Annotated in this window: 10 protein-coding genes; 7 read left to right on the top strand and 3 right to left on the bottom strand. The window is 71.2% G+C overall.

Translation table 11 applies throughout. The annotated features are described in order from the left end of the window. Positions 1 to 2 precede the first annotated feature (2 nt). A complete protein-coding gene (locus F7R91_RS15795) occupies positions 3 to 1,226 on the top strand; it encodes a glycosyltransferase family 2 protein (RefSeq protein WP_150949418.1) in 1,224 nt (407 codons plus the stop codon). A 20-nt stretch (positions 1,227 to 1,246) separates the two neighbouring features. Here F7R91_RS15795 and F7R91_RS15790 read toward each other — a convergent pair whose 3' ends face one another. Beyond that, complete coding sequence (locus F7R91_RS15790; protein WP_225320666.1) at positions 1,247 to 3,265, bottom strand: CDP-glycerol glycerophosphotransferase family protein; 2,019 nt, start codon at positions 3,263 to 3,265, stop codon at positions 1,247 to 1,249. Between the two features lie 211 nt (positions 3,266 to 3,476). Continuing rightward, on the bottom strand, positions 3,477 to 4,889 hold the full coding sequence (locus tag F7R91_RS15785) for a polysaccharide pyruvyl transferase family protein (protein WP_150949157.1): 1,413 nt from the start codon (positions 4,887 to 4,889) through the stop codon (positions 3,477 to 3,479). Between the two features lie 213 nt (positions 4,890 to 5,102). Here F7R91_RS15785 and proB point away from each other — a divergent pair, with 213 nt between their 5' ends. The 5 genes from proB to F7R91_RS15760 all read left to right on the top strand — a co-directional run bounded on the left by proB (position 5,103) and on the right by F7R91_RS15760 (position 10,230). Continuing rightward, positions 5,103 to 6,230, top strand: a complete 1,128-nt coding sequence (gene proB / locus F7R91_RS15780) for a glutamate 5-kinase (RefSeq protein WP_150949153.1) — start codon at positions 5,103 to 5,105, stop codon at positions 6,228 to 6,230. Between the two features lie 212 nt (positions 6,231 to 6,442). Further along, on the top strand, positions 6,443 to 6,916 hold the full coding sequence (locus F7R91_RS15775) for a hypothetical protein (RefSeq protein WP_150949412.1): 474 nt from the start codon (positions 6,443 to 6,445) through the stop codon (positions 6,914 to 6,916). A 62-nt stretch (positions 6,917 to 6,978) separates the two neighbouring features. Then, complete coding sequence (locus F7R91_RS15770; RefSeq protein ID WP_150949150.1) at positions 6,979 to 8,265, top strand: glutamate-5-semialdehyde dehydrogenase; 1,287 nt, start codon at positions 6,979 to 6,981, stop codon at positions 8,263 to 8,265. 209 nt (positions 8,266 to 8,474) lie between these two features. Then, positions 8,475 to 9,059: an SCO2584 family spore wall biosynthesis protein gene (locus F7R91_RS15765; protein WP_225320665.1), complete on the top strand. Its 585-nt coding sequence runs from the start codon at positions 8,475 to 8,477 to the stop codon at positions 9,057 to 9,059. A gap of 100 nt (positions 9,060 to 9,159) precedes the next feature. Further along, positions 9,160 to 10,230: an SCO2583 family membrane protein gene (locus F7R91_RS15760; RefSeq protein WP_150949142.1), complete on the top strand. Its 1,071-nt coding sequence runs from the start codon at positions 9,160 to 9,162 to the stop codon at positions 10,228 to 10,230. 981 nt (positions 10,231 to 11,211) lie between these two features. Here F7R91_RS15760 and F7R91_RS15755 read toward each other — a convergent pair. Next, entirely contained in the window at positions 11,212 to 12,321 is a 1,110-nt protein-coding gene (locus tag F7R91_RS15755; protein ID WP_150949140.1) for a M48 family metallopeptidase, read from the bottom strand. Positions 12,322 to 12,445: 124 nt separating this feature from the next. Here F7R91_RS15755 and F7R91_RS42050 point away from each other — a divergent pair, with 124 nt between their 5' ends. Further along, on the top strand, positions 12,446 to 12,607 hold the full coding sequence (locus F7R91_RS42050; protein WP_191971507.1) for a hypothetical protein: 162 nt from the start codon (positions 12,446 to 12,448) through the stop codon (positions 12,605 to 12,607). The last annotated feature ends 78 nt before the right edge of the window (positions 12,608 to 12,685 follow it).

Below are 12,685 nucleotides of genomic sequence, written 5' to 3'. Positions count from 1 at the left end.
GTCTGACCGTGCCGCAGCCTGATGTGACCGTGGTCATCGGGGCCTACGAAGCGATGCCGTACCTGGTCGAGTGCCTGGCATCCGTTCAGGCGCAGACCCTCGGCCCGGGGCGCATCGAGGTCATCGCGGTCGACGACGGATCGACGGACGGCACGGGGGAGTACCTGGAGGAGTTCGCCGGCAGAGCGCCCATGCCCGTCACGGTGATCAGACAGGAGAACTCGGGCGGCCCCAGCGGCCCGCGCAACGTCGGTCTCGGCAAGGCCGCCGGACGGTACGTCTTCTTCCTGGACGCCGACGACCGGCTCGGCCCCGAGGCCCTGGAGCGGATGGTCGCCATGGCCGACCGCAACGCCACGGACGTGGTCCTCGGCAGGGTCGAGGGCGTCAACCGCAAGGCGCCGCAGTCGATGTGGGGCCGGACGCTGGACCGTACCGACGTCTTCTCCTCCAACATCAAGTTCACCCTGAGCGCGCAGAAGCTCTTCCGCCGCAGCCTCCTCGAACGCCACGGCATGCGGTTCGACGAGTCCCTGTGGACCGGTGAGGACGCCCTGTTCACGATGGAGGCCTATCTGCGGGCCGACGGCGTCTCCGTACTCGCCGATCACACGTGCTACTACCTGGTCGGCCGGGAGGACGGCAAGCATGTGACGAAGAGCGGGAGCTACACCCTGCGCTTCGACTCCGCCCGCGCCCTGATGCGGCTGATAGCCGAGATGGTCCCCGCGGGCCCGCAGCGCGACATGCTCATGGTCCGTCCCTTCCTCGTCACCCTGCTGCCGCAGTTCGGCCCCAAGTACCTCAAGGACAGTGACGAGGTCCGGCGCACCAAGTTCGACCTGGCGAAGCCGCTGATGGAGACCTACTGGACCGACGGGGTCGCCCGCAGCCTCAAGGTCAACGAGCGCCTCCGGCTGCACCTGGTCGCCGCCGGACGGCCCGAACTCCTCAAGGACGTCCTGGAGTTCATGCGGGCCAAGAAGCAGCCCGCAGCCGTACTGGAGCGCAAGGGCCGCCGCGTCTACCTCGCCTACCCGCACTTCCGCGACGGGTCCGCGGCCGTCCCCGACGCCGTCTACCTCGCCGAACCCCGCGAGGCCCGCGGCGTCCCGGGCCACCGGGAGGACCGCGTCGACACCCTGCTGCGCCGGGTGGCCCGCAGGGCGCGGCGGGTGATGCCGTCGCGCGAGGCCGGACCGGGAGGACGCAGGGCGGCGGCCTGATCATCGCTGTGACCGCATTGCTAGGCCCGGTGCCTGTCGAGCAGAGTGCCCCGCTGTCCCGGGATTTCTGCCGTCAGCCGTGCCGCCATCCGTCCCCGGTGCGTCCGCGCGGCCGAACACAGGTCCTGTACGGCCTTGTTGAAGCGCATCTGGGACGGCGGATCGGCCGGGCCCAGCAGACGTAGTTTCAGCTCCGCCCGGGCCGCCCTCAGTTCGTCCCGCTCCGGGTGGCGTACCGCGTCCAGCAGCCGCGGCACCCCCGCCGCGTCCGGCGTCAGCACCGTCGCCGCGCTCGCCGTCGGGAACGCCGTACGGAACGCGTCCTCCGCCAGCCCGCTGGTGTTCGCCACCGCATACGGCTTGCCGCTCGCCAGGAAGTCGCCGATCACGCTGGACACATCGCTGACCAGCAGATCGGCCCTGTTGAAGCAGGAGTACAGCACGGGCCGTTCCGCCGTCACGATCTGGTGCTCGCCCTCCGGCAGCGAGGCCCAGAAGGCCTCCTCCCAGGCCGCCGTGGCCCGCGCCACCTCCTCGGCGCGGCCCGGCCGTGGGGCGGTCTGCAGCATCATCCGCTCGACATGGTCGGCGCCGGGGCGGCAACTGTCCGCGGTGAGCCGGTCCAGCTCGGCCGTCCGCAGGGCGAGTTCACCGCCGCGGGCCGGACGCTGTCCCGCCCGCTCCCGGTTCGCCGCCCGGATCACCTCCCGGATGCGCAGATCGGCCGCCCCGGCCCGGGCGTCCACCGAACCCGTCAGCGGATGCGGCTTGTACAGCAGCCGCACGGCCGGGTCCGCGAGCAGCGCCCGCACGAGGTTCTCGCCGGCCTCGATCACCGATGTGTTGCCCGGGTTGCCGTCCCAGCCCTCCCAGGTCGGCGCGTACAGGACCGTGGTGTACGGACCGGTGGGCGGGCCCGCGTAGGGCCGTACCGCGTCCAGTTGCGGGCGACCCGTCTCCACCACGTCCTTGTCCTCGACACCGACCTCGGCCAGCGCATACCGCTCGCGGGCCGCGGGACCGGCCACCCACACCTCGTCGTACGCCTTCGCGTACGGGTTGCACGAGGACAGCTTGTCGCTCTCGCCGTGGTTGACGAACGTGTGCTTGATCGTCGGGATGCGCAGCACCTGGGAGGTCTTGCCGGAGTTCGACGGGTGGATGAGGACCTGGAGCGTGGAGTGCTCCAGCCGCATCAGATCGGCCACCCTCGGCAGGCAGACGACCGGGATGTCCGTCGGAGCGAGCTTGTGCACCATGAACCGCTCGCGCAGCACGATCAGCGGCCGCCCGTCGAGCCCGGCCAGCGGCTCCAGCCACATGTTCGCCTGGTACGCCGAGGACACCCCGCCCGAGAAGTACAGGCCGACCGTCGGCCGGTACTCGGCGAGCCAGGCGTCGAACCAGTCCAGTACCTCCTGCTCGCCCGCCGGACGGCGGCTCGGCAGCAGGCGCGGCAGCAGGTCGCACAGGCCCATCAGGGCGAGACCGAGGGACAGGGCGATGCCGAGGGCCGCGTACTCGGTGGCACCGCTCGCCGCCGTGGCCAGCAGTCCGGCCGTCGAGGGCAGACCGAAGACCAGCAGCCGGTGACCGGGGCGGCGCAGCAGGACGGGCGGGGCCGGGGACAGACGCAGCGCGGAGGCGTCGATGTTGCGGGTGACCACCGGAAGCGTGCGGGTGCGGCGGACCAGGACGGAGACCGCCTGGATCGCACAGTGCAGCGCGTAGAAGACGAGCAGACCGGCGACCAGCGGCGCGTACTGCGTCTCGCGGTCCTGCCCGCCCAGCCGCAGCAGGCCCACGACGAGCAGCAGGTCCCGCAGTACGTGCCGCACGGTCAGGTCCGCGTGCAGTTTGGCCAGCACCGTCACCATGTCCCGCTGCCACCGGGACAGGAAACCCTCGACCGCCAGCGAGGCGGCGGTGGAGATGATCAGCAGCGGAACGTGCGGGCGCAGGGCGGCCACGGTCTGGGCGGCGAAGGCGGCCGTCAGGACGACCGCGACGATCGCCCTCGCCACGGTCTGCCGGTCCACAAGCCGTATGGCGCTCGGCGTCGGCAGGGGCTCCGGCGCAGCGGCCGGACGGTCCGAAAGCCTCGCCGTGGACCACCGGTGGGGGAGAGGTACATGCACTGCGGTCACTCCAAGGTCGCCGTAAGACGGACGATCCGGTTAACGCGTGCCGACCACTGGACGACACGCGCGTGTCCGAAAGCCTTCGAGTGAGCGCGGGTGTTACGGGGTGCTACTGGCCGTCGGTCTGCCGTGTCCGGCGCAGCGGCCGCCCGACGGCACGCCGTGCGCGGCGGATGACGGAGGTCGAGGACCCGTCCGCGGTCGCCTTGGCCACCGGGGTGGGCTTGTCGGCACCGGCCTTGACCTTCGCCACTTCCCGCTTGAGCTGCGCGTTGTCCTTGGACAGCTGGACGATACGGCTCTGCAGGAAGCCGAACCGCGTGGTGAGCGAGATGAGATCGGTGTCGTTCCAGGGGCGGATGCCCGGCGGGAACGTCAGCTTCCGCATGCGCTGCTCGAAGGCCACGCCGCCGTCACCGTGGGTAAAGGTGTTCTTCAGGCCGTTCTTGTCCAGGAACGCCGTGAAGCGCTCGAAACGCTCCTGGTGACCGCCGACCAGCTTGGTGAAGTCGGCCTGTTCGTACAGCCGCGCCGGGTCCAGGTCCTCGGCGATCCGGTCGATCCGCTGGTGCGGGATGTCGAAGTAACGGCACAGCTCCAGCGTCCGCGAGTCGGCCGTCAGCACGGTCGCGGGCGTGCCCGCCAGCAGCGCGGCGATGTTGCCGTGGATGCGGGAGCCGAAGGAGAAGTCGACCTCGCGCAGATCGTTGATCCATGTGATGGGGTCGATGTAGAGGCGGACCTTGTCCTCCGCGTACATCGGGTGGTCCGGGTGCGTCGGCATCGCCGTGATCCGGCCGTTGGGGTGCGACAGGTCCCGCCAGTGCAGCTGACGTGCGTCGCTGAGGTTCTGGCCTATGTAGCACAGGTTCGGGTAGCGCTCGTGGGTGCGGCGGATGACCTGGTCCATGCCCTGGCCCCGGACCGCGCTGTGCGAGCCGTTGATCGCGATCCGTGAGTCGGTGGTCAGCCCCGGCACCCGCTTGTGCACGCCGAGTTCCTTGCCGTGCATGAACATCGACGGGCAGCCGATGACCTCGACGTCCCGGAAGCCCATGTCCTTGAGGTACTTCTCCGTGAACTCGCCGCGCACGCCGATCGTGGCGCTGCGGTCGAGCACCGCCGAGACGAACGCGCGGACGGAGGTCTCCATGGACCTCAGCTTGTCCGGGTCGTAGTCCAGCGAGGACTGCGCGCCGACTCCGACCACGACGACCGGGATCTTCAGCTTGGTGATGAGCCGCGTCAGCTTCTGCAGCGCGGGCTCGAACGACAGCCGGAAGGCGTTGGCGAGCGGCACGACGAACGCGTCGTACTCCTCGTTGATCCGCCCCGCCTGGGCCGGGTCGATCCGCATGCGGTTCGAGACGACTTCCGTGTCCGGGGTCTCGAGAATCTTGTGCGCGGCGTCGCTGAAGATCAGGTTGCCGGAGTTGGTGGCGATGACGTCGCGGTGGAGGGCTTCCTCCACGGGGATGACGTCGTAGGGGCTCTTCCCCGATCTCAGAAGTATGCGCTTCACATCGCGAACTATAGGTGACACAAACTTCAAACTAAGTTTAAGTGCTCTTTGATTTCTATAAGCAACCAGTACAACCTTTTTGCCCTGTGCGGCGCGTGAGCACGCGGTTACGCATGGTGTGTCCGATGCCTGGACCGATGCGCGGGGCCCGCCCCCGTTCGCGTAGATTGCCGAGTGAGCGGCCGAGACCTACGCGAGGGGACAACGACCAAGGTGGCAGCGGCAAGGCAGGCAGTGATCGAGGCCCGCAGGATCGTGGTCAAGGTGGGTTCCTCGTCGCTGACCACCGCATCGGGCGGGCTGGACGCCGACCGCGTCGACGCGCTCGTCGACGTACTCGCCAAGAGCCGCAGCGGGGGAGAGAAGGAGATCGTGCTGGTCTCCTCCGGCGCGATCGCCGCGGGCCTCGCCCCGCTGGGCCTGCGCCGCCGCCCCAAGGACCTCGCGCGCCAGCAGGCCGCGGCCAGCGTCGGCCAGGGCCTCCTGGTGGCCCGCTACACCGCCTCCTTCGCCCGCTACGGCGTCCGCGTCGGCCAAGTCCTGCTCACCTCCGACGACATGAGCCGCCGCTCCCACCACCGCAACGCCTCCCGCACCCTCGACAAGCTCCTCGCGATGGGCGCCCTCCCGGTCGTCAACGAGAACGACACCGTCGCCACGGACGAGATCCGCTTCGGCGACAACGACCGGCTCGCCGCCCTCGTCGCCCACCTCGTCCGCGCCGACCTGCTGCTCCTGCTGTCCGACGTGGACGGCGTGTACGACGGCGACCCCGGCAAGCCGGGCACCTCGCGGATAGCGGAGGTACGGGGACCCGCCGACCTCGCCCACGTCGAGATCGGCAGCACCGGTAAGGCCGGCGTCGGCACCGGCGGCATGGTCACCAAGGTCGAGGCCGCCCGGATCGCGGCCGCCGCGGGCATCCCCGTGGTGCTGACCAGCGCGGTGCACGCGGCCGACGCGGTCTCGGGCGGTGACACCGGCACCTACTTCCACGCCACCGGAAAGCGTTCCGCCGACCGGCTGCTGTGGCTTCAGCACGCCTCCACCCCGCAGGGCTCCCTGACGCTGGACGACGGGGCGGTGCGCGCGGTCGTCGAGCGCCGCACGTCGCTGCTGCCGGCCGGGATCGCCGCCGTCGAGGGCGAGTTCAGCGCCGGCGACCCCGTCGAACTGCGCGACGGCCGGGGCCGCGCGGTGGCCCGCGGACTCGTCAACTTCGACGCCAAGGAGATTCCCCTGCTGATCGGCCGCTCGACCCGGGAACTGGCCCGCGATCTCGGCCCGAACTACGAGCGTGAGGTCGTCCACCGCGACGATCTGGTTCTCCTGCATCCCTGACCGGCCCCGGAACCCGTTGGCGGGCGGCCGCACGAGCCGCCCGAAAACGGGGTGAACGCCCCGGCGAGCGCGTCGCCCTCAGGTGGACGTTCCGCAAAACCGCCCCGCGGGCCCGTGCGGCCTGCTCAACTTTGTCTCAGGGACACATCCCGTACGAGCAGGCGTGCACGGTCCTGCTCGACCGTTGCGTGAAGGAGGTCGTCGTGAGACGAGTGCGCCCTGGGGCGGCGGCCCGCGGCGGCGTCAGTGGAGCCGGAGTCGCCCCCTCCCGCGCGGCCGGCGAGGAACGTGCGCTGACGAGCGTCTCGGCCGGTGACCGCTACGAGGGCGAACGGCCCGAGGAGGCGCCGCGCCTGTGGCACGTCACCCTGAGCGTCTCCGGCGACGAGGCCCCGCTCAAGGAGGTGCGGCGCGCCCTCGAACAGCTCGCGCACGACCACCCCTTCCTCCTGACCAGCAGATACGCGGGCGACCACGCGGAGATCCGCTACTGGGAGGAGGCTCGCGACCTGCACGACGCGGCCGCCGTCGCCCTGCGCCTGTGGGGCGAGCACCGCCAGACCGCGGGGCTGCCGCCGTGGGAGATCGTCGGCCTGGAGGTCATCGACCGGCCGACCTACCACCAGCGAATCGCCGAGGGCTACGGGCCGCTGCCGGCGACCCCTGTCGGAGTTCATCCCTTTTGAACCCGTCTCGCGCACTGGGACGACCGGTGAACGCAGCCCGCCCGGCGGACTACCCTTCCCTCATGACCACGCTCTCTCCGTACGACTCCATGTCCCCGGTCATCCAGGCCGCCTACCGGGCCAAGGCGGCCGCCGCCGACCTCGCGCCGCTGCCGCGGTCCGAGAAGGACGACGCGCTGCTCGCCGTCGCGGACGCGCTGGAGGTCCGTACGAGCGAGATCGTCGAGGCCAACGCCAAGGACATCGCCAAGGCCCGCGAGGCCGGCACCAGCGAGGCCATCGTCGACCGGCTCACGCTCACGCCCGAGCGGGTGCGCGCCATCGCCTCCGATGTGCGGGACGTCGTCGCGCTGCCCGACCCGGTCGGCGAGGTCGTCCGCGGCTCGACCCTCCCCAACGGCATCGACCTGCGCCAGGTCCGCGTCCCGCTGGGCGTCGTCGGGATCATCTACGAGGCCCGCCCGAACGTCACCGTCGACGCCGCCGCCCTGTGCCTGAAGTCCGGCAACGCGGTGCTGCTGCGCGGCTCGGCCTCGGCGTACGAGTCGAACACCGCCCTCGTCCGGGTGATCCGCGACGCCGTGGGCGGGGCGGGGCTGCCCGCCGACGCCGTGCAGCTGGTGCCGGGCGAGAGCCGCGACAGCGTGCGCGAGCTGATGCGCGCCCGCGGTCTGGTCGATGTGCTCATCCCGCGCGGCGGCGCCTCCCTGATCCAGACCGTCGTCTCGGAGTCCACCGTCCCCGTCATCGAGACCGGCACCGGCAACTGCCATGTCTACGTCGACGCCCAGGCGGACCTCGACATGGCGATCGACATCCTGATCAACTCCAAGGCGCAGCGCGTCAGTGTCTGCAACGCCGCCGAGACGCTCCTCGTCCATCAGGACATCGCCCCCGGGTTCCTGCCGCGCGCCCTGGACGCCCTCGCGGCGGCGGGCGTGACCGTGCACGCCGACGAGCGGGTGCTGGCCTACGCCAAGGACTCCAAGGCCACCGTCGTCGAGGCGACCCCGGAGGACTGGGAGACCGAGTACCTCTCCTACGACATCGCCGCGGCCGTCGTCGACTCCCTCGACAAGGCCGTCGAGCACATCCGGCTGTGGACCTCCGGCCACACCGAGGCCATCGTGACGACCTCCCAGCAGGCCGCCCGCCGCTTCACGCAGCTGGTCGACTCCACGACGGTCGCGGTCAACGCCTCCACCCGGTTCACCGACGGCGGCCAGTTCGGCTTCGGCGCGGAGATCGGCATCTCCACGCAGAAGCTGCACGCCCGGGGGCCGATGGGGCTGCCGGAGCTGACCAGCACGAAGTACATCGTCACCGGGGACGGGCACATCCGCCGCTGAGCCGTGCCGCTGAGCCGATCCCGGGCCCTCGGTGGGTGGTCCGGGCGGTCCGACCTTGGGATTACCCGGGGCGCATATGCGTGGGGCATGCGCCCCGTCCGTGCGCGGGCGGCGGGAAACGCGCGCGTGCCACGGGAAAGCCGCCCTGGCGGCTGGATGAATTGCCATACCGCCTGCCCAAATTGACCCCCCAGGTCTACTCTGGATCCGTGCCGGAGGACGTGGGGGGCACGCCGTTCCCTGACGGCTGGGAGCCCGACGACGACCACGACCGCGGGGTGTCGGACGAAGAGTTCGCCTCCGTGGTCTTCGACGAGGCCTTCGTACGAGCGGCCGTGGTGCACGAGCCGACCGCCGTCGAACGCCTCCTGGCCGCCGCGCAGGCGAGAGCGGAGGCCTCCGAGGCAGAGGCACGCCGGGCGCACGGCAGAGGCGAGCGCTACGAGGACGGCTTCGGCCCCGACGGGCGCTTCGGATTCGGCCATGATCCGGAACTCGACGACCTGGACGACGCCGACCCCGACGCCTGGGAACGCCGCTACGGGGCCCCGGGGACCTACGGCAGACAGGTCCGCTGGCACCGCCCCGTCGCCTGGGTGCTGGCCCTCGTGATGGGCGTCGGCATGGTCGCGCTGGCCTTCGCCGCGGTCTACCGGGGCGCGTCCTCGGGCGGCAGCCGGGACCAGGTCCCGCCGCCCGCCTCGACGGGCCTGGAACAGGGCAGCACGGCGCCACCCTCCGCATCCGCCGACTACTCTCGGCCAGCCGTATCGGCGGATCCTCGCACCCCCTGAACGGTACCCCTCCGCTCCCCGGCCGTCCTGGTGAGAACCTGTCAGAACTTGTCGCGCAGCCGGGCGTTTACCTGAGCGCCGGGAGACCTACTCTGAAGATATGGGAGGGCCTGGAGACCCACCTGAGGGGACACCCGAGGGCGGCCCCGGAGGTGCGGAGGACGAGTACCGATCCGTCGTCTTCGACGAGTCGTTCGTCCGAGCTGCCCGCCTCCAGGAGTCCTCCGCGCAGGAACGCATGGCCGACCACGCGCCCGCCGTGCGCCGCCGCCCGCCGCTGCGCCGGGGCGTGTCCCGGCAGGCGCTGATCCTGGTCCTGCTGATCGCCGTCGCCTTCGGCACCGCGATCTACATGGGCGTACGGCACCCCTACCAGACCCCCGCCGCCCGGCAGCCCGTCGAACCCCTGCGGATGACCGTCATCCCGCTCGCCCCCGCGGGCGAGGTCCCCGGCCACACCGACCCCGAGTACCTGTACGCGCACAGTCCCGCCGCACAGTTCCGCGTCGGCGCGGAGGGCGTTCCCCTGCCCGCCTCCCGGCGCACCGCCCACTTCTCGGACAGCCAGGTCGTCAGCGCCCTGACCACCGCCAAGGACTACATCGTCCGATCCGCGTTGTATCCCGAGGTCCTCACCGGCCGGGAGGTCCGCCCCGTGCGCGTCCTCCTCGACACCGACCAACTCGACCAGTTCGACGAGAGTTTCGCCCACCCGACCGCGGACGGCCGGCATGCGCCCACCGGCTGGCTGGTCCGCTTCGACCCGGCCGCCGCGGAGCTGGCCGGCGCCAAGATCCGCGTCCAGGGCACCCTCCAGGCCGCCGAGACCGACTCGTCCACGCTCGAGGTCACCGCGGACCACACGTTCGTCTACGCGCTGCGTCCGGCGGGCGCCGACGACAAGGCCGAGGTGTCGCTGTTCACCGTTCGGCGCGAGCTCCACTTCCACTTCGACCGCGACGACCTGCGCCTGCACACGGCCCAGCTGGTCGTCTCCTACGTCCAGGCCGGTCCCCTGTCCTGCACGGAGGACTCCACGAACCACCTGCGTCCACTCCTGTCCGGCCAGACGGCAAAGGCAGGCGGCCCGGCAGGCACGGACCCCTACGCGACGGGGAGCGCCACGGCGCTCTGCGGATCCTTGGCGACGAGCGCACAGCCGAGGGTGTGAGGGGGTGTGGGGGTGCGGGTTGCCTCGGGTGGGGGGCCGGGGTCGTGGGTGCGTTCGCGAGGGTGGTGGTGCGGCGCGGGGGCGGTGCGGTCCGGCGGGTGTGATCTGCGGGGGTCTGGGCGGGTGTGGGGCCCGTGGTGTTCGGGCGGGTGTGATCCTGAGTGCGCCGCGGGGCTGGTCGGTGCGATCTGTGGGGTTCGGTGAGGTGGGCCGCGGCCCGGCCGATGACTTCCATGCGGTCCGGCGGGGTGTGATCCGGGCGACCGGGCGACCGGGCGGCCTGGGCCGCACGCCGGGCTGGTGAGGGCTTGCCTTCCACGGGTGGCGTGGGCGGGAGGCTTGGGTAGTGTGACCGGCCTGTCCTGGCGGCGCGGGCGGCAGGCTTCGGCGGGTGTGAGCTGCGGCCCCGGCGGTTCCGGCGGTCCCGGCCGCAGGGTCCGGCCGGTCCGTCCGTACGGTGCCCGGGTCGGGTGGGCCGCAGGGACCGGCCGACGCGGTCCGTACGGTGCCCGGGTGGCGTGGGCCGCGGGCTCGGCCGGTGTGAGCTGCGCGTACCGGCGGGTCTGCGCCGCAGGCTTCGGCTGGTGTGAGCTGCGGTCCCGGCGGTCCTGGCCGCAAGGTCCGGGAGATGCCCTCCGTGGGGTCGTGCGGCGTGATCCGTCTGTTCCGGGCGGCGTGGGCCGCAGGGTCCGGCCTGTGCCTTCCGTGCGGTTCGGCCCGTGAGGTCCGTATGGCCCGGGTGGCGTGGGCCGGGGCTCGGCTTGTGCGAGCTGCGGGTCCCCGGTGGGTCTGCGTCGCAGCTTCTGCCGGTCGAACTGCGGTTCTGGCGGGTCTGTGCTGCGGGTCCGGCCGGGCGTGAGCCGGACGGGTCGCCAGGGGGCGAGCCGTGCGGTTCCGCCCGGTGCCGGCCGTGTGGTCGCGCGCCCGGGAACGGCGCGAGCCGTGGTGTCCGTGCCCGGTCGGTGTGTGGTGTGGCGGCGGTCAGTCGTCCTCGTGGGGTGGCCTGTCCGTCGGGGGCTGGTCCGTCGGCGGGTGGTCGTCCGGGGCGGGACCCGTGAAGCCCGTGAAGCCGCGTCGTACTCGGCCACCCAGATCCCCCGCGCCGCCGGCGATGTCGGTGACCAGCTTCATCAGCGGGTCCTTGGAGCTCTTCACATGCGTGGCGTAGTGCGCCGCCGACTCGCGGAACGAGTCCGTGACCGACGTGTCCTTGTCCTCGCTGCGCCGCGGGTAGTGGCCGTCCATGATCCGCTGGTAGTCGCGCGACTCGGCCCACTTCTTCAGCTCGGCCGCGCGCACGGCGGTGAACGGGTGGGACCGGGGCAGCACATTGAGGATCTTCAGCACGGAGTCGCGCAGGTCGCCCCCCGCCTCGTACTCCTCGGCCTGCTGCAGGAACGCGTCCACGTTCATCTCGTGCAGATGGTTGCCGCCCGCGATCTTCATCAGGCCGCGCATGGAAGCCTTCAGGTCCTGCCCGACGAGCAGGCCCGCACGGTCGGCGGACAGTTCCGACTTGCGGAACCACTCACGCAGCGCCGTCACGATCGCCATGATCGCGAGGTTGCCCAGCGGGATCCAGGCGATGCGGATGGCCAGGTTGGTCAGGAACAGCAGGATCGTCCGGTAGACGGAGTGGCCGGACAGGGCGTGGCCCACCTCGTGCCCGATGACCGCCCGCATCTCCTCCTCGTCGAGCAGCTCGACCAGCCCGGTGGTGACGACGATGATCGGCTCGTCCAGGCCTATGCACATCGCGTTCGGCTGGGGGTCCTGGTTGACGTACATCGGCGGGACCTTCTCCAGGTCCAGGATGTAACAGGCGTCCCGCAGCATGTCGTTGAGGTGTGTGAACTGCTGGTCGGAGACCCGCACCGAGTCGGACAGGAACAGCAGCCTCAGGCTCCGCTCGGGCAGCAGTCCGCTGAGCGCCTTGAAGACGGTGTCGAAGCCGCTCAGCTTGCGCAGCGCTACCAGCGCGGAGCGGTCGGCCGGGTGCTCGTACGCACGCGAGGAGATCCCCGGGAAACGCCTGCGCTGCCTGCTCGGTACGTGCTCGTGCCCGTTGTGCTCGTGGCCGTCGTCGGACATGTCTCCCCCATGTGGGTATGTGTGGCCCTTGGCGGACCCTTGTGCGACCCTTCGCGCCCCCCGAAGCCGAGCCCAGCCTAGGCGGAGTTAGCGTGGACGGGCAGTACAGCGAAGGAGTCCCGTCATGGAGCGCCACCCCGTGTCCGCCTGGCTCACCGAGGCCGCGAGCGCCGCCGAGCAGCAGGGAGCGGGCAACTTGCTCCGGGTCGTACTGATCGTGATGGTGGTGGGCTGTGTGCTGACCGCTTGGTTCGTGCTGCGGGGCTACAAGCGGAAGGACGACTGAACGCGCGGGAAGGTTCCCCAACGGTGGAGTCGGCGTGATCGCCCCCGAGCCGCCCGCTTACGATGGGCCGACATCTTT

This window comes from Streptomyces luteolifulvus (genome assembly GCF_008806595.1).
Taxonomy (GTDB): domain Bacteria; phylum Actinomycetota; class Actinomycetes; order Streptomycetales; family Streptomycetaceae; genus Streptomyces; species Streptomyces luteolifulvus.
Note: the sequence above shows the minus strand (reverse complement) of the source record. Positions and strands in the feature narration are given on the sequence as shown.